The sequence below is a fragment of the Candidatus Methylomirabilota bacterium genome (genome assembly GCA_003104975.1).
GTDB lineage: Bacteria > Methylomirabilota > Methylomirabilia > Methylomirabilales > Methylomirabilaceae > Methylomirabilis.
In genome coordinates this window covers 22,377-43,274 of record PQAM01000001.1, presented here as the reverse complement: position 1 = coordinate 43,274, position 20,898 = coordinate 22,377, and the positions used below count along the sequence as shown (strand labels likewise).

At 58.4% G+C, this 20,898-nt stretch carries 24 protein-coding genes and 1 tRNA gene; 13 read left to right on the top strand and 12 right to left on the bottom strand.

The features are described from left to right. Nucleotides 1-84: 84 nt before the first annotated feature. The 13 genes from ilvB (at nucleotide 85) to C3F12_00190 (ending at nucleotide 12,641) form a co-directional block, all read left to right on the top strand. On the top strand, nucleotides 85-1,827 hold the full coding sequence (ilvB, locus tag C3F12_00250) for an acetolactate synthase, large subunit, biosynthetic type (GenBank protein ID PWB48965.1): 1,743 nt from the start codon (nucleotides 85-87) through the stop codon (nucleotides 1,825-1,827). Next, nucleotides 1,824-2,411: an acetolactate synthase small subunit gene (locus C3F12_00245; protein PWB48964.1), complete on the top strand. Its 588-nt coding sequence runs from the start codon at nucleotides 1,824-1,826 to the stop codon at nucleotides 2,409-2,411. The genes ilvB and C3F12_00245 overlap by 4 nt, the downstream gene beginning before the upstream one ends. Before the next feature lie 21 nt (nucleotides 2,412-2,432). Further along, nucleotides 2,433-3,437, top strand: a complete 1,005-nt coding sequence (locus tag C3F12_00240; GenBank protein PWB48963.1) for a ketol-acid reductoisomerase — start codon at nucleotides 2,433-2,435, stop codon at nucleotides 3,435-3,437. 149 nt (nucleotides 3,438-3,586) lie between these two features. Further along, the gene (metF, locus tag C3F12_00235; protein PWB49029.1) at nucleotides 3,587-4,459 is read left to right on the top strand and encodes a methylenetetrahydrofolate reductase [NAD(P)H]; all 873 of its coding nucleotides are present in this window, start codon (nucleotides 3,587-3,589) and stop codon (nucleotides 4,457-4,459) included. Between the two features lie 107 nt (nucleotides 4,460-4,566). Further along, nucleotides 4,567-5,520, top strand: a complete 954-nt coding sequence (locus C3F12_00230) for a tRNA (adenosine(37)-N6)-dimethylallyltransferase MiaA (protein PWB48962.1) — start codon at nucleotides 4,567-4,569, stop codon at nucleotides 5,518-5,520. Between the two features lie 5 nt (nucleotides 5,521-5,525). After that, nucleotides 5,526-6,830 (top strand): 3-phosphoshikimate 1-carboxyvinyltransferase, encoded by a 1,305-nt coding sequence (aroA, locus tag C3F12_00225; GenBank protein PWB49028.1) that lies wholly within the window; start codon nucleotides 5,526-5,528, stop codon nucleotides 6,828-6,830. 7 nt (nucleotides 6,831-6,837) lie between these two features. Further along, nucleotides 6,838-7,566, top strand: a complete 729-nt coding sequence (locus C3F12_00220; protein PWB48961.1) for a (d)CMP kinase — start codon at nucleotides 6,838-6,840, stop codon at nucleotides 7,564-7,566. A 45-nt stretch (nucleotides 7,567-7,611) separates the two neighbouring features. Continuing rightward, nucleotides 7,612-8,346: a 1-acyl-sn-glycerol-3-phosphate acyltransferase gene (locus C3F12_00215; protein PWB48960.1), complete on the top strand. Its 735-nt coding sequence runs from the start codon at nucleotides 7,612-7,614 to the stop codon at nucleotides 8,344-8,346. Nucleotides 8,347-8,398: 52 nt separating this feature from the next. Then, nucleotides 8,399-10,135, top strand: coding sequence for a 30S ribosomal protein S1 (locus tag C3F12_00210; protein ID PWB48959.1), 1,737 nt, complete (start codon nucleotides 8,399-8,401; stop codon nucleotides 10,133-10,135). A 14-nt stretch (nucleotides 10,136-10,149) separates the two neighbouring features. Further along, nucleotides 10,150-11,025, top strand: coding sequence for a signal peptide peptidase SppA (gene sppA, locus C3F12_00205; GenBank protein PWB48958.1), 876 nt, complete (start codon nucleotides 10,150-10,152; stop codon nucleotides 11,023-11,025). Between the two features lie 57 nt (nucleotides 11,026-11,082). Further along, nucleotides 11,083-11,364, top strand: a complete 282-nt coding sequence (locus C3F12_00200; GenBank protein ID PWB48957.1) for an integration host factor subunit beta — start codon at nucleotides 11,083-11,085, stop codon at nucleotides 11,362-11,364. A gap of 294 nt (nucleotides 11,365-11,658) precedes the next feature. After that, nucleotides 11,659-12,156 (top strand): HIT family hydrolase, encoded by a 498-nt coding sequence (locus C3F12_00195; GenBank protein PWB48956.1) that lies wholly within the window; start codon nucleotides 11,659-11,661, stop codon nucleotides 12,154-12,156. Further along, nucleotides 12,156-12,641 carry a hypothetical protein gene (locus C3F12_00190; GenBank protein PWB48955.1) on the top strand — a complete coding sequence of 162 codons (486 nt, stop codon included), beginning with the start codon at nucleotides 12,156-12,158 and terminating at the stop codon, nucleotides 12,639-12,641. The genes C3F12_00195 and C3F12_00190 overlap by 1 nt, the downstream gene beginning before the upstream one ends. Nucleotides 12,642-13,092: 451 nt before the next feature. Here C3F12_00190 and C3F12_00185 read toward each other — a convergent pair whose 3' ends face one another. The 12 genes from C3F12_00185 to C3F12_00130 form a co-directional block, all read right to left on the bottom strand. After that, the gene (locus C3F12_00185; GenBank protein PWB48954.1) at nucleotides 13,093-14,079 is read right to left on the bottom strand and encodes a hypothetical protein; all 987 of its coding nucleotides are present in this window, start codon (nucleotides 14,077-14,079) and stop codon (nucleotides 13,093-13,095) included. Further along, a complete protein-coding gene (locus tag C3F12_00180; protein PWB48953.1) occupies nucleotides 14,080-14,280 on the bottom strand; it encodes a hypothetical protein in 201 nt (66 codons plus the stop codon). 16 nt (nucleotides 14,281-14,296) lie between these two features. Then, complete coding sequence (locus C3F12_00175) at nucleotides 14,297-14,608, bottom strand: hypothetical protein (GenBank protein ID PWB48952.1); 312 nt, start codon at nucleotides 14,606-14,608, stop codon at nucleotides 14,297-14,299. A gap of 9 nt (nucleotides 14,609-14,617) precedes the next feature. Continuing rightward, entirely contained in the window at nucleotides 14,618-16,216 is a 1,599-nt protein-coding gene (locus C3F12_00170; GenBank protein PWB48951.1) for a hypothetical protein, read from the bottom strand. Beyond that, nucleotides 16,207-16,608 (bottom strand): hypothetical protein, encoded by a 402-nt coding sequence (locus C3F12_00165; GenBank protein ID PWB48950.1) that lies wholly within the window; start codon nucleotides 16,606-16,608, stop codon nucleotides 16,207-16,209. Before C3F12_00165 ends, C3F12_00170 begins: the two co-directional genes overlap by 10 nt. A gap of 35 nt (nucleotides 16,609-16,643) precedes the next feature. Next, nucleotides 16,644-16,847: a hypothetical protein gene (locus C3F12_00160; protein ID PWB48949.1), complete on the bottom strand. Its 204-nt coding sequence runs from the start codon at nucleotides 16,845-16,847 to the stop codon at nucleotides 16,644-16,646. Between the two features lie 195 nt (nucleotides 16,848-17,042). Then, complete coding sequence (locus tag C3F12_00155; protein ID PWB48948.1) at nucleotides 17,043-17,291, bottom strand: hypothetical protein; 249 nt, start codon at nucleotides 17,289-17,291, stop codon at nucleotides 17,043-17,045. Continuing rightward, a complete protein-coding gene (locus C3F12_00150; GenBank protein PWB48947.1) occupies nucleotides 17,288-17,494 on the bottom strand; it encodes a hypothetical protein in 207 nt (68 codons plus the stop codon). Before C3F12_00150 ends, C3F12_00155 begins: the two co-directional genes overlap by 4 nt. Next, a complete protein-coding gene (locus C3F12_00145; protein PWB48946.1) occupies nucleotides 17,491-18,219 on the bottom strand; it encodes a hypothetical protein in 729 nt (242 codons plus the stop codon). The genes C3F12_00150 and C3F12_00145 overlap by 4 nt, the downstream gene beginning before the upstream one ends. A 1,217-nt stretch (nucleotides 18,220-19,436) precedes the next feature. Further along, on the bottom strand, nucleotides 19,437-20,144 hold the full coding sequence (locus C3F12_00140) for a hypothetical protein (GenBank protein ID PWB48945.1): 708 nt from the start codon (nucleotides 20,142-20,144) through the stop codon (nucleotides 19,437-19,439). 43 nt (nucleotides 20,145-20,187) lie between these two features. Continuing rightward, nucleotides 20,188-20,264: transfer RNA gene (locus C3F12_00135), tRNA-Arg, on the bottom strand. 37 nt (nucleotides 20,265-20,301) lie between these two features. After that, nucleotides 20,302-20,823, bottom strand: coding sequence for an adenine phosphoribosyltransferase (locus tag C3F12_00130; GenBank protein PWB48944.1), 522 nt, complete (start codon nucleotides 20,821-20,823; stop codon nucleotides 20,302-20,304). Nucleotides 20,824-20,898: the final 75 nt, after the last annotated feature.

Below are 20,898 nucleotides of genomic sequence, written 5' to 3'. Positions count from 1 at the left end.
ACGCGAAGAAGGGGATGTGCTAAAAGAATTACGAACTTATCGATGTATTGCGCAAAAGGGGGTAGGGGGTAAGGAGAGGCGAGCATGAAACTGACAGGATCGGAGATTTTGCTGAGGAGCCTGGTCGAAGAGGGGGTAGATACCGTCTTCGGTATTCCGGGCGGCGTGATTCTGCATACCTACGACGTGATGACCGATCCTGCAGTCGCGTCCAAGATCCGGCACATCCTCTGTCGTCACGAGCAGGGTGCGACCCATGCCGCAGAAGGGTATTACAAGGCCAGCGGCAAGGTCGGGACAGTGATGGTCACCTCAGGGCCCGGGGCCTGCAATACCATCACCGGCGTGACCGACGCCTTGCTGGATTCCATGGCCATCGTCGTCTTTACCGGTCAGGTACCGACGACGGCGATGGGTTGCGATGCCTTTCAGGAGGCGGATGTGGTTGGCACAACGCGGAGTTGCACCAAGCACAACTTCCTTGCCCTCAAGACCGAGGATATCCCCAGAATCGTGAAGGAGGCGTATTACATCGCCCGTTCCGGTCGCCCGGGGCCGGTACTGGTCGATCTTCCAAAGAACGTGATTACGGGACGCGCCGAATACCGCGGCCATCCGCGGGAACTGCACATCCGAGGCTACAAGCCGACCACGCAGGGCCATGCCGGCCAGATCAAGCGGGCGGTTGAATTGATGAAAGCCGCCAAGCGGCCGCTGATCTATGGCGGCGGCGGGATTATTCATTCGGAGGCGTTCGATGAGCTCCGCGATCTGGTGGCGATGACCCAGATCCCGGTGGTCACGACGTTGATGGGCCTGGGCGCCTTCGACACCTCCGAGCCGCGCTGGCTTGGGATGGTGGGGATGCACGGACCCTACTGGTCCAATATGGCGATGGTTGACTGCGACCTGATGATCGCCGTCGGGTCGCGGTTCAGCGATCGGGTGACCGGGAGACTATCCGAATTCGGCAAACAGTGCAAGATCATTCATATCGACGTCGATCCGACCTCAATCAGGAAGACGGTGCACGTCGATGTACCGATTGTCGGTGATGTCAAGCAGGTGCTTGGCGAGTTGAATCGAGCCGTGAGCCGGGTGGAGCGGCAGTGGGCGCACGACCTTGAGGAGTGGTACGCGGAACTCGCGGAATGGAGGGCCAAACACCCGCTTCGATACGGTCCGATGCGCGACACGATCAAACCGCAGTATGCCATCGACATGGTCTATGAGGTGAGCGAGGCCATGAACCCGATCGTCGCAACGGGCGTCGGCCAGCACCAGATGTGGGCGGCGCAGCGCTATCGGGGTCACCGGCCGCGCCGTTGGCTGACCTCCGGCGGGCTGGGGACGATGGGCTACGGATTCCCCGCGGCCATGGGTGCTCAAGCGGCCTTCCCGGACGATCTGGTCATCTGCATCGACGGCGATGGGAGCTTTCAGATGACCAATCAGGATCTGGTCACGTGCGTTGAGAACAATCTGCCGGTCAAGACGGTGATCATCAACAACGGCTATCTCGGGATGGTACGGCAGTGGCAGGAACTGTTTTATGGCCGCCGATATTCTCAAGTGGATCTGGCGATACAACCCGATTTCGTGAAGCTGGCGGAGGCCTATGGGGTGACCGGGCTACGTGCCAGGCGGCCGGAAGAGGTCAAATCTGTCCTGGAGCAGGCCTTTGCCATGCCGGGACCGGTCCTCGTCGACATGGTCACAGACCGGGAAGAGAACTGCTTCCCCATGATTCCGCCTGGTGGTGCCATCAAGGATATCATCGACTATGGCGATCCGATTTCCGAGAAGCTGTTTCAGGGGGTCAGATGAGCGAACGGGCCAAGACGATGTCGAAGGAGGCAAAGGCGCGTCATATCATTACCCTGCTGGTCGAGAACCACGCAGGCGTCCTGGCACGCATCGCCGCGCTGATCGCCGCCAAAGGGTACAATATTGACAGTCTCACCGTCGGCGAGACGATGGATCCCTCCATCTCCAGGATGACCCTGGTCGTGAGAGGGGATGACTCGGTGGTAGAGCAGGCGGTGAAACAGCTCAATCGTCTCATCGATGTGATTCGTGTTACCGACCTGACCGGTGAGGAGTTCGTCGAGCGTGAGCTGGTGCTCGTAAAGGTCAAGGCCAAACCGGAGGCCAAGGCTGAGATACTCCGGATTGCCGACATCTTTCGGGCCAAGGTCGTGGATGTCGCGCCCCTATCGTATATGCTGGAGTTGACCGGCGCGGAAGACAAGCTGAACGCCTTTGTCGAACTGCTCAAGCCGTATGGCATCCAGGAGTTTGCACGCACCGGCATGACGGTGATGACCCGGGGGAGCAAGACGGCCGGTAAACAGGTTGAAGAGATTGTGAAGGGATCGGAGATCAAAAAGGTAGTCGGACTCGTCGAGTAGGCATAACGGATTGGAGGAGTGATGGCCAAGCTGTATTACGATCAGGATGCTGATCTGAATCTGCTGACGGGCAAGACCATTGCCATCATGGGATACGGCAGCCAGGGCCATGCCCATGCGCTGAACTTCAAAGAGAGCGGCCTGGATGTGATCGTCGGTCTGTATCAGGGGAGTCGGTCGTGGGACAAGGTTAAGGCGGCCGGGCTGAAGGTCGCGACCTGTGAGGAGGCCGCTTACAGCGCCGATGTAATCATGATGCTGCTGCCTGATCAAACGCAGAAGCAGGTCTACGAGGAATCGATCGGGAAGGCGCTCACACCTGGGAAGACGCTGATGTTCGCCCACGGTTTTAATATCCACTTTCACCAGATCGTCCCGCCGTCGACCGTCGATGTCTCGATGATTGCGCCCAAGGCGCCGGGCCATCTCGTCCGTCAGGTCTTTACGGAAGGGGGCGGGGTTCCGGCACTGCTGGCTGTTCATCAGGATGTATCGGGGCGGGCAAAGGCAACGGCCCTGGCCTATGCGAAGGGGATCGGGTGCACACGGGCAGGCGTGCTGGAGACGACCTTTCGCGAGGAGACAGAGACCGATCTGTTTGGTGAACAGGCCGTCCTGTGCGGAGGGGCCTCGGCGCTGGTGAAGGCCGGGTTTGAGACGCTGGTGAAGGCCGGCTATCAGCCCGAGTTGGCCTACTTCGAATGCATGCATGAACTCAAGCTGATCGTCGACCTGTTCTATCAGGGCGGCCTCGCATATATGCGCTATTCGATCAGCGATACGGCGGAATACGGTGACTACAGTCGTGGGCCTCGCCTGATTAATGAGCAGGTCAAGGGCGAGATGCGGAAGATCCTGGACGAGATTCAGACCGGCGCATTCGCCCGCGAGTGGATCCTCGAAAACCAGGCCGGACGGCCAAGCTTTCTGGCCATGCGTAATCGGGATGCCGATCATCCGATCGAGAAGGTCGGCAAGGAACTGCGCTCCATGATGACCTGGATCAAAAAACCTGAGGCGCATTAGCCGTCAGCGATCAGCGATCAGTAAGATTCAGAAAGACACACTGTTCGCTGAAGATTCATAGGCGCAACAGGCCCTCGCAGATGGGCGGATGGAGGCGAGGGCCTTTGTATTTGTTTCGGGTGTGTGCAGATGGACAGGCGGTGGTACGGATGAAGATTGCCGATCTGTACGGTCACGGTCGATTCGGCCTCTCCTTTGAGATCTTCCCCCCGAAGACCGAGGCGGGGGAAGTCCAGTTGTTTTCCGCCCTGAACACCCTGATGGTCTATCGTCCCTCCTTCGTGTCATGTACCTATGGGGCGGCAGGTTCGACACGAGATCAAACGCTGGAGCTCACGGTGAAGATTCGCGAGCGGTGCGGTGTGACGACCGCCGCACACCGGACCTGTGTCGGGTCGACGGTTGAGGAGATTCGACGGTGGCTGAAGGAGGCAACCGACCGGAGTGTCGAGAATATCGTTGCCCTGCGCGGGGATCCCCCAAAGGGGGAGGTCGGGTTCACAAGGCCTGAAGGCGGGCTGGGATACGCCAACGAATTGGTCGCCCTGATCCGACAGGAGTTCCCATACTTCAGTATGGCCGTGGCGGGCTATCCCGAAACGCATCAGGAGGCGCCGAGTCCCGCGGTCGATCTGGCGAATTTGAAGCGGAAGGTGAATGCGGGCGCGGATGCCGTCATTACCCAGCTCTTTTATGATAATCGCGATTTCTTCGATTTTCGTCGTCGTTATCGAGAAGCCGGGATTGCCGCCCCGCTGATTCCCGGTATCCTTCCGGTGATCAATCTGGGTCAGATTCAGCGAATCACCTCGATGTGCGGGGCCAAGATCCCGGCAGCATTTCTTGCAGAGTTGGATGGCTGCCGGGATGATCCTGCCGGGCAGGTGAGCGTGGGGGTACAGTACGCCATCCGGCAATGCCGCGAGTTGCTTGATGCGGGAATCCCCGGCCTGCACTTTTATCTGCTCAACAAGGCTGAAGCGACGCTTCAGATCCTGCAAGCCTTGGATCTGCCGCGGTGACCGTGTGATGAGGGTGTGGGGTATCGGGTGTCGGGGTGGGGTTGGCTGCGTTCGAGGTTTAGTGTAATGTGCAATGATTGCCACTGGTTGAAGGAGGCCACCGTCACGTGAGCCATGCGCCGCTTATTGTACTGGCGGGTCCCACCGCATCCGGGAAGTCAGCTTTGGCGCTGGCCCTGGCAGAGCGAGCAGATGGCGAGATCGTTGCCGCGGACTCGATGCAGGTCTATCGCGGCCTCGATATTGGGACCGCAAAGCCGACCGCTCAGGATCGAGATCGCATTCCCCATCACCTGCTCGATGTCGTTCGACCTGATCAGCCCTTCACGGCGGCCGAATATGCGAGGTTGGCCTCCGCCGCTGTCGGCGACATCCGCGCTCGCGGACGTCTTCCGATTCTGGTAGGGGGTACCGGCCTGTACATACGCGCACTCCTTGAAGGATTGTTCGATGGGCCAGGGGGGGTAACTCGCCTACGGGAGTTGCTGTATCGCGAGGCGGCAGAAACAGGGTCTGCGATCCTGCACCGACGACTTGAGACCATCGATCCTGATGCGGCTGCAGCGATCCATCCTCACGATCTTTCCCGAATCGTGCGGGCGCTTGAGGTGGCGGCTGTAAGCGGTCGCCCTATCTCGACCCTCAGGGCGGAGGGACGCCGCGACGGCGGCCCCGTCGCTGGGCCTATCCTGAAATACGGCCTGGATCGGAATCGTCAGGAACTGTACCGACGGATTGATGCGCGGGTCGAGGCGATGATGGCGCAGGGATTGTTGCGTGAGGTTCGGGGGCTACTCGATCAGGGCTACAACGGGACCCTCAGATCGCTACGGGCCATCGGATACCGTCATATGATCGAGCACCTGCAGGGGCAGATCAACCTTGACGATGCGGTCGCCTCGCTCAAGCGCGATACCCGGCGATATGGGAAACGGCAACTCACCTGGTTTCGTCACCAACACGAGATTGAGTGGCTGACTGTGGAGGGATCGGCGGTCAGCAAGCAGATGCTCCAACGACTTGTCGAACGGATCGAGGAGACATGGTCGCGAACGGTGTAGGTCGGATGCTGGTCAATCCTGTCGGTCCGTTGAAGGGTGAACTGACCCTTCCGGGCGACAAGTCGATTACCCATCGGGCGGTTATCCTGGGATCGTTGGCCGACGGCGTTACGGAGATTACTGGTGCGCTGCGAAGCCACGACTGCTGTGATACCGCCAAGGCGTTTCGCGCGATGGGGATCGCAATCGAAGAGCTGGATGGGGAACGGCTGCAGATTCACGGGGGTGGGTTGTACGGCCTGAAAGAACCGACGGAGGTGCTGGACGTCGGGAATTCCGGCACGACCATGAGGCTCCTGGCGGGGGTGCTGGCGGCGCAGCCGTTCTTTACCGTGCTGACGGGCGATCAGTATCTGCGCGCGCGGCCGATGGCCAGGGTGACGCTGCCGCTCAGGTCGATGGGGGCCACCATCCTGGGTCGAGACGGCGGGAATCTGCCGCCACTCGCCATCAGGGGCGCACGACTGCAGGCGATCGACTATATCGGCCCGATCGCCAGCGCCCAGGTGAAATCCGCGATCCTGCTGGCTGGCCTCTTTGCCGAGGGTGAGACGACCGTTACTGAGCCGGCCCTCTCTCGCGATCATACGGAGCGGATATTCGACGCAGTCGGCATCCCGATCCGCCGCAATGGGTTGCAGCTCGCCGTCGACGGTATCAAGCGCATCCCCGCCTTTCGACTTCATATTCCCGGGGATTTCTCGGCGGCCGCCTTCTTTCTGGTTGCGGCGCTGGTGATCCCGGGTTCGGATCTTCTGTTGCGGGGGGTAGGGATGAATCCGACACGAACCGGCCTGCTGGAGGCGCTCCAGGCGATGGGCGCGGGGATCGAGATCAGCGAACAGCGTATCGTCTCCGGTGAGCCGGTGGCTGATCTGCGTGTCAGAAGCCAGGCATTGCACGGGACGGCGGTGGCCGGGGCCCTGATTCCTCGGATGGTTGATGAGATCCCCATATTTGCAGTGGCGGCTGCGCTGGCCTCGGGGACGACGATCATACGGGATGCGACGGAGCTTCGGGTCAAAGAGGTGGATCGGATCGCTGCCATTGCCACGGAGTTGCATCGGTTGGGCGTGGAGGTTGAGCAACGTTCTGATGGTTTGAACATCCGTGGGGGCGCCGTCCTGTCCGGCTGCCATTGCGACAGTTGGGGAGATCACCGGATGGCGATGGCGCTGGCCGTGGCGGGCCTGGCCGCCAAGGGGAGCACCACGATCTCCGATCCATCCTGTGTCGGCAGCTCATTCCCGGATTTCTGGACGCGCCTGAATACCGTGCTGCCCGGGGCGGCGGTACTATCGGAGGGTTGAACGGTCTATGCGGCAGATAACGAATTACGATCCACTGCCAAGTACAATAGGCCGGCTGATTATCGCGATCGACGGACCGGTCGGGGCAGGCAAAAGTACGGTGGCTCGCCTGCTCGCCAAGCGGTTGGAGTACCGGTATATCGACAGCGGGGCGATGTATCGCGCGCTGTCATGGAAGGCGCTGCAGAGGGGTCTCGACCTGAATGATGAACGCGCCTTGCGACAACTGGCCGATGAGACCTCTATCGTCCTTGAGGCTGCCGGTGATCGAGAACTGATTCTTGTTGATGGACAGGACGTCAGCCATCAGATCAGAGAGCGTGGGGTCGAACAGGCGACCTCGAAAATCTCGACCCATCCGAGTGTTCGTCAGGTGATGGTGGCGCACCAGCGACGTATGGCCGTAGAGGGCGGAGTGGTAATGGACGGGCGTGATATCGGTACGGTTGTGTTCCCAGACGCCGATCTGAAATTTTATCTCACGGCGCGTTTGGAGGTGCGGGCGAGGCGTCGATACGTTGATGCGCAGGCACTCGGTGCGGTCCGAGAGATGGATGAACTCGTCAAGGATATCGAGGCAAGAGACGTCAGGGACATGAATCGACACGCCTCACCGTTACGAAAGGCCGACGGGGCGGTGACGATCGATACCAGCGATCTGCCGATTGCCGAGGTCGTTGATGCGATGGAGGCGGAGATCCAGCGGAAGATGGGGATCCATGAAGACAAGACGTGAGGAGCCTTAATTTTTGCTTGCGTTTTCGGGAGGTCATCCGATAATATGAGATCTGTGTTTTTGCGGGACGGGGTTCTGAAAAAGGCGATCGGTCGCTGTGTCGTCAGCATGATTCGCCTTGTCTGCCTCGGTATCGCAAAGGTCGCGTTCCGGCTTCAGATCGAGGGGCAAGAGCATATCCCTCGTACGGGACCGGGCATCGTGGCGGCGAACCATGTAAGCTATATTGATCCGATTATCATCGGGATCGCGGTTCGACGCCCGGTTCGTTTTATGGCCAAAAAGGAGCTGTTCAGTTCCCCGCTATTTGGTTGGCTGATTCGGCAACTCGGCGCTTTTCCAGTCAATCGGGATCGAACCAACCTGCAGGCCTTTAAGCTGGCGGCCTCCTCACTGGCAGCGGGAGAGATCGTCGCAATCTTTCCGGAAGGGACGCGCGGAGATGGCGTGAAGCTGCGGCCCGCCAAACCAGGAATCGGACTGATTGCAGCACGTACGGGCGCACCGGTCATACCGACATTTCATCAGGGAACGGGTAAAGTCTTCCCGAAGGGCGCATGGTTTCCCAGACCCTATCGCATCGCCATAAAATTCGGTGCGCCCTGTCAATTTACCGAGGAACCGGGAGATCATACAGAGGATCGAGTCGCCACGTTCAGTAGAGTTATTATGGACAGAATTGCGGCCCTGAAGGCGTCGTTGGAAAGGGGGCCATGGTCGCGGGACGACAGAATGTATGCGGCGGAATCGGCCATACCGATGAAGGAAACGAGGCAGTAAAAAACCCACATCACGCATGTGGGAATCTTAATAAAAGGAGGAACTAACGGGTATGATGTCTGAGACGGACAAGGCGGAAGAGGCTGTTGACACATCGACAGAGGCGCCGGATCGTGAGCCTTCCGATCAGGAGCACTCTCAGGAGCTGGTCGATCTGTACGCCCAGAGCCTGAGGGAAATCACTGAGGGGGAGATCGTCAGAGGGACCGTACTGGAGATCAGAAACGATATGGTCCTGATCGATATCGGCTATAAGTCTGAAGGGGCCATACCGATCAAGGAGTTCCAGACGCCCTCCGGAGAAATCACGGTGAAGGTCGGCGATGCGGTCGATGTCTACCTGGAGCAAAAAGAGGATAGCGACGGCCTCATTGTCCTCTCGAGAGAGAAGGCGGAAAAGACCAAGATCTGGGAAGATATCCGACGGGCGTATGAGAAGGGCGAGGTGGTCACGGGCACCATTTTGGGCCGCACCAAAGGTGGACTGACGGTCGATATCGGTGTCCGGGCCTTCCTGCCGGGTTCGCAGGTTGACCTGCGGCCTGTTCGCGACCTCGACAAGTTGATCAGCAAGAGCTTCCCAATGAAGGTCATCAAGCTGAATCAACGCCGGGGCAATATTGTGTTGTCTCGGCGGGAACTGCTCGAGGAAGAGCGACGGACGCTCAAGGACAGGACCTTGCAGTCGTTGGAGGAGGGGAAGATCATACGGGGCAAGGTCAAGAACATTACCGAGTACGGCGCGTTTATCGACCTTGGCGGGCTGGATGGGTTACTGCATATCACCGATATGTCGTGGGGCCGTGTCGGTCACCCCTCCGAGCTCTTTACGGTCGGTGACGAGATCGAGGTCGTTGTGCTGAAATTCGACAGGGCCGCGGAACGAGTGTCGCTTGGACATAAGCAGCGCTTGAAGGACCCGTGGGAAGATGTCGATCAACGGTTTCCCGTGAGTTCCCGTGTTCGCGGCAAGGTCATCAGTCTGACCGATTATGGCGCGTTTGTTGAGTTGGCCGAGGGGATCGAGGGGCTGGTTCATATCTCGGAGATGTCCTGGACACAGCGGGTCAAACACCCGTCGAAGGTCGTCTCGGTGGGAGATTCGATAGAGGTTGTGGTGTTGGATGTCGATAAGACGAATAAGCGGATTTCGTTGGGGCTTCGTCAGATCGAGCCCAACCCTTGGTTGTCGATCGAGGAAAGTTACCCTGTAGGGATGCGGGTCGAGGGAACCGTACGGAACCTGACCGACTTTGGCGCCTTTGTCGAACTGAACGATGGGATCGACGGGCTGATTCATGTCTCAGATATGTCCTGGACCAAGCGGGTGCGCCATCCGTCTGAGATTCTCAAACGGGGGGACAAGGTGGAGGCAGTGGTTCTGCATACCGACAAGGCCAACCGACGCATCTCTCTCGGTCTCAAGCAGAGCCAGCCCGATCCCTGGCAATCGACCGTCCTTGACAAGTATCGCGTCGGGATGGACGTGAAGGCCAAGGTCGTACGTCTGACCGATTTCGGCGCCTTTGTCGAATTGGAGGACGGTGTCGAGGGGCTGCTCCACATCTCTGAGCTCAGTCATGAGCGGGTCGCAAAGCCGGAGGATGTCGTCGCCATCGATCAGGAGCTTTGGCTTAAGATCATCAAGCTGGATCCCGCCGAGCGGAAACTCGGGCTGAGTCTTCGCGCCTACCTGGACAGCCAGGACCCATCGAGCCAAAAGGCCGATCAGGCTACGAGTGATCAGGCGTCACCGGATCGTCAGGAAGAGGGGGTCGAAGCGCGATAGAGGCGAGCGGGGCTATGAAGCGGACATGGCTGGTCGTCAGCCTGACAGTCATCGGTAGCCTGATGCTTTTATTCAGTCTGGCTTTCTCCTTGGGCAGATGGGAGCGGATGGGGGGAAGTAAGATCGCCCTGATCACGGTTGAAGGCGTCATCCTGGATTCCAAGGAGATTATCGAGCAACTTGAAAAGCATCGAACGAATCCGACGGTCAAGGCCATCGTTCTGAGGATCAATAGCCCAGGGGGCGGCGTGGCGCCATCCCAGGAGATCTACGAAGAGCTTCTGAAGACCCGTGAGACCGCAAAGAAACCGGTCGTTGCCTCTATGGGGAGCGTCGCAGCGTCTGGGGGATATTATATTGCCAGTGCCAGCGACCTGATTATGGCGAACCCCGGTACGATTACCGGCAGCATCGGTGTGTTACTTCAGATTCCTAATATTTCCGGCCTGATGCAGAAGATCGGCATCAAGTCGGTGGTCGTGAAGAGCGGTCAGCACAAGGATCTGGCATCCCCAACCCGCGAAATGACGGAGGCCGAACGCCAGATCCTTCAGGGGATGCTCGACGACGTTCACGATCAGTTTATTGATGTCGTCGCGAAGAGCAGGCGACTCGATCGTAAAAAGGTCGAGGCTATCGCGGATGGGCGAATTTTCAGCGGACGCGAGGCCCAGTCGATCGGATTAGTGGACCACCTCGGCAATCTTCAGGATGCCATCGAACGTGCCGGGGCGTTAGCCGGAATCCGTGGGAAACCAGCAATTATCGAGGAGCGAAAGCGTCGAAATCTCCTGGTCGACCTGCTACGCGGCAGTTTGAATTCATTGAATATTGAGATTCCGAGCTATTATCCGCCTTCAACGCTCTCTGTCAGTTATCTACTCCGGTAGGTGAGGCGGGCCAACGACTTCGATTGAGAGAGTTTCGCAGACGGAGGAATTGCCGATATGACAAAGGCCGACTTGGTAGAATTGGTTGCCGCCCAGGTGTGCCTCACGAAGAAAGACACCGAAGTTGTCGTCGACACCATCCTCGATAGTATCGCCAAGGCCCTGGCGTCGGCGGACGACGGTAAGGTCGAACTCCGGGGCTTCGGGAGCTTCCGCACCAGGCAACGTCGGGCGCGCCAGGGGAGGAATCCGCAGAGCGGTCAGGCGGTCGACGTCCCCTCGAAGCGTATTCCCTTTTTTAAACCTGGCAAGGAGCTGCGGCAGCTTATCGACAGTTAGTGTGCAGTTGTATAAACACTTGTCATATTCCCGTAATCCGATCGTCATTCCGGCGCAAGCCGAAATCCAGTTCTTTTCAGCTTCTGGATATTCGTTTTCGCCGTAATGATGGCTGTGCGTCGTATCGCTGAATTTTATAAGTCAGCGTCCGAACAGTACCCCACCATCGGCGTGTATACGAGAAAGCTCTTGCCGGTGTATGGCGATGGGTGCTAGAGTCAGTTAGGGCTATCAATCGACAGCTCGGTTACCCCGACATCATATGGGCACATCACGAGTGGTGATATCCACAACATGGAAATGCTATGGGCGCCCTGGAGAATGGCCTATGTGCAGAACAACCAGTCGGCCGGCTGTCTATTCTGCGAGACCCCGGCCCATGGAGAGGATGAAAAGGCCTTAATCGTTTGGCGAGGCCGCTCCATATTCATCCAGATGAACCTCTACCCATATAATCCCGGACACATCATGATCGTGCCATATCGACATCTGGCTGCGTTGGATGATCTGTCGGCGGATGAGCAAGTGGAGCTCATTAAAGAGGTTGCGCGGAGTACCGCGATTATGCGGGAGGCGATGAACACCGATGGGTTCAATGTCGGCATCAATCAAGGTAGGGCGGCAGGCGCCGGTGTCGACCAGCATCTGCATGTGCATGTCGTCCCTCGTTGGAGCGGCGACACGAATTTTATGCCGGTCACGGCCGGCACCAAGGTCATCCCTGAAGGGTTAACGGCGACCTATCGAAAGCTGGCCCCCTTATTTTCCACAGCGGCCCATAAGGAGAGATGATGCTCATCAAGATGACAGTACGCGGCATTGCGTTGGATCCGATTACGAATATGCCGATTGTGATCTTGAAGGATCCGGACGAGCGTCGAGCGCTGCCGATTTGGGTCGGGATCTTCGAGGCAAACGCCATTGCTTTAGAGCTGGAAAAGGTGTCGACGCCGAGACCGATGACCCACGATCTCCTGAAGAACATTTTGGACGGCCTCGGGATTACGGTGCAGCAGATTACGGTCAATGACCTGAAGGAGAATACGTTTTACGCGACCATCGACCTCAATCACAATGGAAGTGTCGTGCAGATCGATTCCAGACCCAGCGATGCCATTGCGTTGGCGCTTCGTACGAATGCACCCATCTTCGTCTCCGAGAACGTTGTTGCACAGGCGAAGAACATCGAGGTTTCAGAGGAGAAGGAGGAGACGGACAAGTGGAAAGAATGGCTTGAGAATCTCAAGCCGGAGGATTTCGGCAAGTATAGGATGTAACGTACGATTTCCCGCCGCTTCGTGAACCGCCCATCCGCATGCCAGGAACTCTCAGATTACCCATCTCCATCGACCTCGTGCCATTGTTCAAGTTAAATATTATAGTTGACATAATCTCTCTTATACGACGTTACGACGGCAGACTACAATAGCGTTTCCGCTCTGTCAAGTCTTTTCTTCGCATCCTGATAAGATTTTCAATCAAACGCACAACGTCCATTAGCATTGCGTTCGACATCTTATCGAATACCACCGCAAGCGCGTCTTCCTCATCCGTCGTCAAATGACCGTCCCTCCGCATCACCGCCCGTAATCCCTGATACCTCGCTCAACCGCCCGTTGCGCCGCTTCCTCACGACCTATGCCAGGACGCCGACGCCGCTCGTACATCATCAACCGCCACACCTGCTCTTTGTTGCCATTGCACATTCCCAACAACCGACGTTCGTAGTCACCGCATCCAGTGATCTCCGTCGCGCCAGACCTGGACCGCACCATCGACTTCAACCACGCCCACAATACGTTTTTCGTCACTCGACTGACCTACCGCGTCATCAGCCTGGGCCGGTCTCGCCGCTGTAGCGGCCTCGCCCGGCTCGGCTGATCCTCGACCGTCGCCAGTGATACCAGGGGTAGGAGGGTCCCACTTCGCCCGCTCCGCACCAGCGTTAGGTATCTCAAAATGTTTCGCCTCATGGACGCCCCCGGTAGTCACCTGCACATCAGCAACCCGACCTTGAAAAATACCGATCCCACCTGATCGCACATACAAGATCAATGCCAGCGCCGCAGCAGCAGGACCCCAGAGCATGGCCCCCCTGATCCCCCGACCATGCACCTTTGCCCCTCGGACCGCTGTCGATGACCGATAACAGGCGAACACGTTACTGTCGAACTTCCGACGCATGGTAGCAACCGGCTCCCGATCTTGAGGTGTCTGCCGCACGTTGACGACGTAGCGACCACCGAGCGCCGTAGAGAGAAACCGGAGGTTCTTCACGTGCAAACACTCGTTAGCAAGCCGCACCAGGCCCTTATCCAACCGGCCAGGAGCCTGAGTAATCAGCACCACGTCAAGACCGAAGTGTCGATGATACTCCATGAAGGCCAGCGACTGCTTGCCGGTCCTTTGCCACTCTCGGGCATCCCACACAAGCTGAGCCTCATCAACAACGATCAGCGATCCTCGATCAATCTTCAGACCGACACCCTCTCGATCATCGACTTCAAGCTGTACGGCCGCCCGGACCTCATCCACGTTGTCCCACATGACAATATTCGCGTTCCGACCCGCGAACTGTCCACACCGACGCGGGTTCAGACCGTCCATATAGACGTACACTTTCCGCCCGTCACGCACAGCCGGCAATATCTCCGACGACACCACTTCATGACTCTTGCCGTCCCCGATCTTCCCGTAGTACAGATAGAGCGCCACTTACTCCATCCTCCGGGTACGGTACCGATAATGATCTCTCGACCCATAATCACCCCGTTTACGCTTACTATGATCATCCACCATATCCTTCACGAAATTCAGCCCCATCACCACCACCCACAACCCTATCAACGTTTGCACCACGCCAGACAAATCGCCCTTGGCCGACGCGATACTTCCTAGCAACCCGTCACTAAACACTCCCACCACCCCCTTTCTACAGCCTCACGAACGGTATCAGACGAAGAAGGAACTTGACCGACATTGCCCCCGCAACAATTGCCGTCGCCTGGGCAAAGCCCACCTCACCGAGTACCCCCGCTATCGGCCCCGCATCCGGCCACTGCCAATTAGCGACCTCAGACGGAATCGGCACCAACGAGATTAACCCAATCGCCGCGCCGATGATTGCCGCCATCAGATCGAAGACCAAGTTGAACAACACGCACGTAAGCAGCCCCCAATAGCACTGAATGATGCCACCTAACCACCCGATCCACGCCGCGACAATATTTACTATCGCTGCCATACTACCCCCCTACCCGAAGATGATCATATAGGCCACAATCACCGCGCCCCCGATCACCACGAACCGCACGACCGTAATCACCGTATCGATCCCGCTCGCACCGAGATCAACCGACAAATTATTACCCATCCAAGACCCCACCGACCACGACCGCTGCACTGTACCAGATCCCGGCCAAGCCAAGTTACCGATCAACGCGAAGATAGGCGCACCCGCCGCCGCCGCTTGCCAGGATTGCATCAGCGTTGACCATTCCGTTGTCCGGGCACACGTCGGGCACGCGAACGACGGCGCAGCAGCAGCGACCGCCGCATCTTGCGCCGCTTGATCCTGCGCTTGAAGCTCCGCTACGACATCCGCCCCGCTTCCGCCGCCACTTGTCGCCGCAATCTGATCACTCAGCGCCTGCGCCTTCGAGTCAACCTCCGCTATGACCGCATCCTTTGACCCTGTTATCAGGTCAGGGATCGCGGCCACCTGAGACGCCACCGCAGAGATTGCCACAGGAATCGCAGCCACCTGAGACGCAACGCCCGCAACAGCCGTTTCGACCGCCGCCTGAGACGCGCTAACCGCTGACGCTATAGCCGCCTCAGACGCGCTAACCGCCGACGCTACCGCTGCTTGAGACGCAGAGATAGCCGACGTTATCGCCGCCTCTGCCGCACTGATCCAGCCCTGAACCGACGACGACAGCGCCGATACCGCCGAGGTAACCGGCGATAGATCCACACTCGGAGCCGGTTCAGCAACGCTCTCCGGTCTACTGTTTCCCGGTAACGCCGGATTACCGGCGCTATAGCCTGATCCCGCCGTATAATCCACCCCTGATGCCATCGACACACCGTTCGAGATATAGTCACGCGCCGCATGAAGGAGATTCGATAGCGTTGACTGACTCATGCCATCATACCCACTTTGCCCCCCAAGGGTAGCCGCATTTATCGCCCCGTCCTGCTTCGACCGCTGTGCGTTCACGCTCGACAGTACGTCATCAATTGCACTAATCACCCCCGCCCGATCCGTTCCACCCGGCGCTGCTTGCGTCGGCCCCGTCGGAAGGGTACTATTTTGCATGTAGTACCACGTCACCGTAACCATGAACGGCACACCGTTACAGTACGCCTCACTCCCCGACCGCGTGATCGACTCCCCGACCACCGTAATTGTATTCCCGTACGCGTACGACGGAGGCGAACCGCAAGCCCACTGACCCACGTACGCCCCACTGGATGCGATCCTCGCCGTCGTCGACAACACCCCGTCTCCCGTCGTCGTCACGCCCCAACTACCATTATCCGCGCCAACGTACTCACCGGCTGACCCAGCATCGTATTCCTGATTCCACCAGTCCCAGACATCGGTGGATATATCATACAGCACCAACGCTGTAGCCACCGGCCCGACGAGCTTTCCCAACTTCCCGAGGATCTTCACCGCTTGCGCTACGTTCTTTTCTGCAGCAGACAGTTTTGCAGCACCCGCAGCCGACAGCGTAAACACCGACCGATCTGTGACGGCCCCCGCAGCAGCGTTCGCCGATGCCACAGACGGCACCACCAGCACCGCCCCCATCACCAGAACCGCTATCACGCGTTTTATGACCATCGTTGACCCATCCCCCAAATAAAAGCCGACGCCCCCAATAGGCCCGCGATCACGTACAAGACCGGCTCGAGCTCCTTCGCCAGCGACTCCACAACGGGAACACCGATTGTGTTACTACTCCCGTCCGGGTTTTCGAGACTGACCGCCCCAATCCCAACCGACGCGACCAAGCCGTCAGGTACGACCGCCACCGCTGCCGACGACCCGTACACCGTCGTTGACAATGACGTGACCCCCCATGTGACGACCGTGTTTGCATCAATCCCTGTTCCCTGTATCGCCAGGAATACACCTTCCGACCCTGCTACTACGGTTTCCGGTGTCACTTTCTCCAACGTCGGGACAGCAGCCCATATAACATCGACCCAAGAGAGAAAGCAGAAGGCGAGCACCCCCAGGATCAGGAGCGCTCGCCTCCACCCCTTGCTTAATGGCCTACCATACGCCGCACAACCCGGAAACCGTAGATGATCACGGCAACCCCGAGCAGCGCCAAACCGATGGTTGTCACATCGGTCGTCAAACCAGCCACATCGACCGTCCATGTCGCCTCGGCATACGCCGGGGACCCGACCAGGACTGCACCAGCCGCCGCGACCAACCCCATCAACATCTTTACGTTCTTCAACATTTCGTCTCACCCCCTTTCCGGCCATGTCTGGCTCCCCTTAGAAATCCTGATGACTGGAGAACAACGCGCGCACCGCTGACACACTCATTCCGATGCCCCACAGCCCCAGGATCGCCCAAAATGCTGTCAAGAAGTCTTCCATGCTCTACCTCGACGCTCTACGTTGCCCCAGGTGCGACGATCTTCGCCGACCCCTTACCTTGATACCCCCTCGAACGCATCAACCGACAGGCCCACACCGCGCTTGCCCTGGTATGCCTCGATCCTCACTACCACCGAGATCGGTTTTCCGATGTCAGCCTTCAGCCCGTTCCACGAACGCAGACGCACCAAGTCCGCCCCTTTTTCATGCACCTGTAGCACTGTAATGACCCGATACGCCTTACCCTCTTTGGTCTTGTCATCGACCACCGCGACCACTTGCCCTTCGACCTTTGCCGTCATCCGACTAACCCCCTTTCTGTGCCCTTGAGATCATCCCGCATTTCTTGCGCGACGACCGACACAACGCTCAACTCCGCTGCACTCAGACCACGCAGCAACCGCCGCCACTTTTCCGGCCAGTACACCCCGACGACGTACACCTCCGTCAACGGCTGTCCATTGCCCCGCACCCTGATACACCCAACCGGCCCCTGCGTTCTCACAACGCCACCCCCTTTTCGATCAGCATCACCACCAGCCCGCCACAGGCCAGCCCCGCGAACGTATACCGCGAGTCTAACCACTCCCCGGTCTTCCGTTTCACCCACCCTCCACCTCGCGCCCGGTTCGGTCGATCCTCGATCACCGTTTCATCACGCAACCACCGGGGACACCGCCACCAGGCCCTTTCCGCCCGTTCCAGATCGTTCAGGCCACCGACGCCCACGACACGAGCGCCTTTCGGCACCCGATCAAAAGCCCCGATCTTCGAGACGTATTTCAAGACGTAGCGAATCGGACGCCGCGCCCACTCGATCCGCGTTGACCCACGCGACCACCAGCCCTGTTTATCCGGCTTCGGCAAGGTCAGCCCCTTCGGGAGCCACAGCAGAACGTGGTAATGGAGAACAATGTCAGACAGATTCGCCGCCGCCCGCTGTTCCTGCACCTCAGCCACCCACACGTATCGCATGACCGCAGACCCGCGCCGCTGAACGTACTTTCTCGCCGCCCGGATGAAACCGGTAATGTCCTTCGGGCTCCACACGGCCCCCGGTCGATACGTCAGTGTCACCATGCAGACCCGATGCATCTTGACGTTCTCCACGAAGAGACGCGCCGACGTTACGACGGCTTGCTTGACCCTCTGGTATCGCATCTTCTCGACCAATAAACTAACAATGGGGACACTTGTTGAATAAGGGACAAGCCCAGGAACAGAGCTCATAGCGACAACCTCATTTGACCGATTCTTTGATCCGCGTTTCTACGCCCTTGCCGTTGCGCTCGCAACTTCCGAGGGTCGCCCCCACTCGCCCGGTCAGATCGACGGGAAGCCTCGGCCCTCTCCATCAGTTCTCCAGGGGACGCTATCGCTAACACTGGGGACAGAAGGAACTTGCCCCCAGTGTTGCCCCTATCGACTGACGGAGCCTCGCCGCTTGCTATCCCGCGCTCTCGATCTGACCTATCTATTTCTGTCATCCTCTGCATTCACGCCTTACGGCAACCGCCTAGGATCCTCCAGGTCGCACGATCTCAGCCGACCCCTTACCCTTACTACCCCTACTGAACGACCATCACCAGTCCTTGATTAACGGCGCACCCTAAGTGATACCGCGCACCTGATTGATACACCCCCGACTCTCCCAACCACTCAACATAAAGTTCACCGCGGCGGATCTCACCACCTGCGCACCGCACGCGCCTCTTACCACAGCGGTCATAATCACCGTTGCAATGATGCGCCTTCCGCGCACGCCGAATTACTACTCCATCTATCAACGTCGGCCGTATCATTTCACCGCTCCCTTCCAGTCAGCACCAAGACAACTGCGATTCATTACCCACCACACCCTTCTTTACCAGGTGCGGATCCGGCACCATCGCCTTTTCTGTCCCCCGATCCGGGGACACCAAAACAAAAAGGGATACGGCCAGGGCACCGTATCCCTTCTGTGCTCGATCAAACGACAACGGCCACGAGCAAGACCTCACCCGTAGCCGTAAAGAAACAGCTTGACCGCGCTCGCTATGTGAAGTACGATAATCTTGCTGAAGTCGTGACTCTCTCACGTCTTCGCCCTGGGCGCCGGGGTTCCGTTGCTGCTAACAACGGGACGAGGCGCTTTTCCTTTCGTACTCTAGTTGACGATTTCTCTCTTATACGACGTTATCATCCTGCGTAACAGCCAGTCACAACGCGACACCGGCAATGACATCGAGGTTGAAAATGGCGTAGTCCGAACACTGGCCTGGCTCCAGCGGCCAAGCAAGCTAATGAATGACTGGAGGTTATGGACTGTAACCTATCGGATTATCTAGACTACTCGCCATTTCCTGGATGGGATCAACTACTGTGGAAGTCGCACGTGAGAGGCTTGTGTGGCACGCGACGGGTGCCGAGGGTATTGTACTGAGAAAGGCGAAGGGACGAGGGAGGATCTATCTCGCGCTGAGGCCGGACCTGTATAATTCCGATTGGGCTCGCTGGGCCCACCCCGTATTCGGATAGGTGGCGACGATCTTTTCATATATCGCGGAGCCCTCTGTCGCCCGATTGGCGCCTCGTAAGGCAGCGGCCAGATGAAGCTGTGCCTCTGGGGCCAACGGATCTTGGGCGAACTGTTCGACGAGTCTCGTATACGTCTCGATCGCCTTTTCATAATTGTGCTCGGCGAGATAGGCATCACCCAGTCCGAGACCGGCTGAAAAGGCGACCCGACCCTTCGGATTCTTCTCCAGGTAGGCCGTATACGCGGTCCGGGCGTCGGCGTACTTGCCGAGGGTGTAATAATGGGTTCCAAGTCGAAGAGTGGCCTCGGCAGCGGCAGCGCTCTTGGGATACCGATTGATCACCTCCTGCATGAGCCGGATACCCTCCTCCAATTTGTTCGGGTCGGAGCCGCTGCTATACCCGGCCTCCATCTGGCTCACGGCCTTCTGTAGAAGCGTCGCAGATCTTGTTTCCGTCCTGCCGCCGACAGCCATATACACGCCGATGACCACGGCAAACACCACGACGCCGATGACCGCGCCGACCGCCCACTTCCAGTTGTCGGCGATGAAATCGGGAAGTGGGATCGCGCCACTCGGCAGGGATCGCCGTGGACCAAATTGAAGATCGGAATGGCCGCTATTGGGTCGCGTCATATGCTGTTTCTACTCCCCTGAGGTTTTGTGAAACCCGGGGCGCTGGTGCGCCCGACAGGACTTGAACCTGCGACACAGGGTTTAGGAAACCCTTGCTCTATCCATCTGAGCTACGGGCGCCCGGTAATGGATGGCTGCATCAGCGGAACCGGGACGATCAGAACTGGATCAATGAGAAGACCTCTCGATCCCCGAAACGTTCTCTCCCTCGTAGGGCCAGCAGCTCTACCAGGAAGGCCACGCCGACGACGTGGCCGCCGAGACGCGTGATCAAATCGATAGCAGCGCTCATCGTCCCCCCCGTAGCCAGCAGGTCGTCGGCCATTAAGATCCGCTGGGTCGGCAGTATCGCATCCTGATGAATCTCAAGGGTATCGGCGCCGTACTCCAACGCATAGGTTGTACGGTGGGTTTTATAGGGGAGCTTCCCGGGCTTTCGGATCAACGTCGTACCGGCGTGCAATCGATACGCCAAGGCCGCCGCAACAATAAAGCCCCTCGCCTCTACCCCAACCACCAGATCGATATGGCGGTCGTGGAACCGTTCCGCAATCTGGTCGATCGCCGCGCGAAACGCCTTGCCGTCAGCCAGCAGCGGCGTAATGTCTTTGAAGACGATCCCCTTTTTGGGGAAGTCCGGGATATCTCGAATCTTCTGTTTGAGCGATTCAGCCAGCATCCGCGCTGTTCCTATACATGACGCCACAAAATGTCAGGCAGTTTGTCATTCCGGGCTTGACCCGGAATCCAGGGT

Bases quoted from the DNA above. Each gene is read 5' to 3' on its own strand.
- ilvB (PWB48965.1), top strand. From the start codon at position 85: ATGAAACTGACAGGATCGGAGATTTTGCTGAGGAGCCTGGTCGAAGAG.
- C3F12_00245 (PWB48964.1), top strand. From the start codon at position 1,824: ATGAGCGAACGGGCCAAGACGATGTCGAAGGAGGCAAAGGCGCGTCAT.
- C3F12_00240 (PWB48963.1), top strand. From the start codon at position 2,433: ATGGCCAAGCTGTATTACGATCAGGATGCTGATCTGAATCTGCTGACG.
- metF (PWB49029.1), top strand. From the start codon at position 3,587: ATGAAGATTGCCGATCTGTACGGTCACGGTCGATTCGGCCTCTCCTTT.
- aroA (PWB49028.1), top strand. From the start codon at position 5,526: ATGCTGGTCAATCCTGTCGGTCCGTTGAAGGGTGAACTGACCCTTCCG.
- C3F12_00220 (PWB48961.1), top strand. From the start codon at position 6,838: ATGCGGCAGATAACGAATTACGATCCACTGCCAAGTACAATAGGCCGG.
- C3F12_00215 (PWB48960.1), top strand. From the start codon at position 7,612: ATGAGATCTGTGTTTTTGCGGGACGGGGTTCTGAAAAAGGCGATCGGT.
- C3F12_00210 (PWB48959.1), top strand. From the start codon at position 8,399: ATGATGTCTGAGACGGACAAGGCGGAAGAGGCTGTTGACACATCGACA.
- sppA (PWB48958.1), top strand. From the start codon at position 10,150: ATGAAGCGGACATGGCTGGTCGTCAGCCTGACAGTCATCGGTAGCCTG.
- C3F12_00200 (PWB48957.1), top strand. From the start codon at position 11,083: ATGACAAAGGCCGACTTGGTAGAATTGGTTGCCGCCCAGGTGTGCCTC.
- C3F12_00195 (PWB48956.1), top strand. From the start codon at position 11,659: ATGGAAATGCTATGGGCGCCCTGGAGAATGGCCTATGTGCAGAACAAC.
- C3F12_00190 (PWB48955.1), top strand. From the start codon at position 12,156: ATGCTCATCAAGATGACAGTACGCGGCATTGCGTTGGATCCGATTACG.
- C3F12_00175 (PWB48952.1), bottom strand. From the start codon at position 14,608: ATGGCAGCGATAGTAAATATTGTCGCGGCGTGGATCGGGTGGTTAGGT.
- C3F12_00170 (PWB48951.1), bottom strand. From the start codon at position 16,216: ATGGTCATAAAACGCGTGATAGCGGTTCTGGTGATGGGGGCGGTGCTG.
- C3F12_00160 (PWB48949.1), bottom strand. From the start codon at position 16,847: ATGTTGAAGAACGTAAAGATGTTGATGGGGTTGGTCGCGGCGGCTGGT.
- C3F12_00155 (PWB48948.1), bottom strand. From the start codon at position 17,291: ATGACGGCAAAGGTCGAAGGGCAAGTGGTCGCGGTGGTCGATGACAAG.
- C3F12_00145 (PWB48946.1), bottom strand. From the start codon at position 18,219: ATGAGCTCTGTTCCTGGGCTTGTCCCTTATTCAACAAGTGTCCCCATT.
- C3F12_00140 (PWB48945.1), bottom strand. From the start codon at position 20,144: ATGACGCGACCCAATAGCGGCCATTCCGATCTTCAATTTGGTCCACGG.
- C3F12_00130 (PWB48944.1), bottom strand. From the start codon at position 20,823: ATGCTGGCTGAATCGCTCAAACAGAAGATTCGAGATATCCCGGACTTC.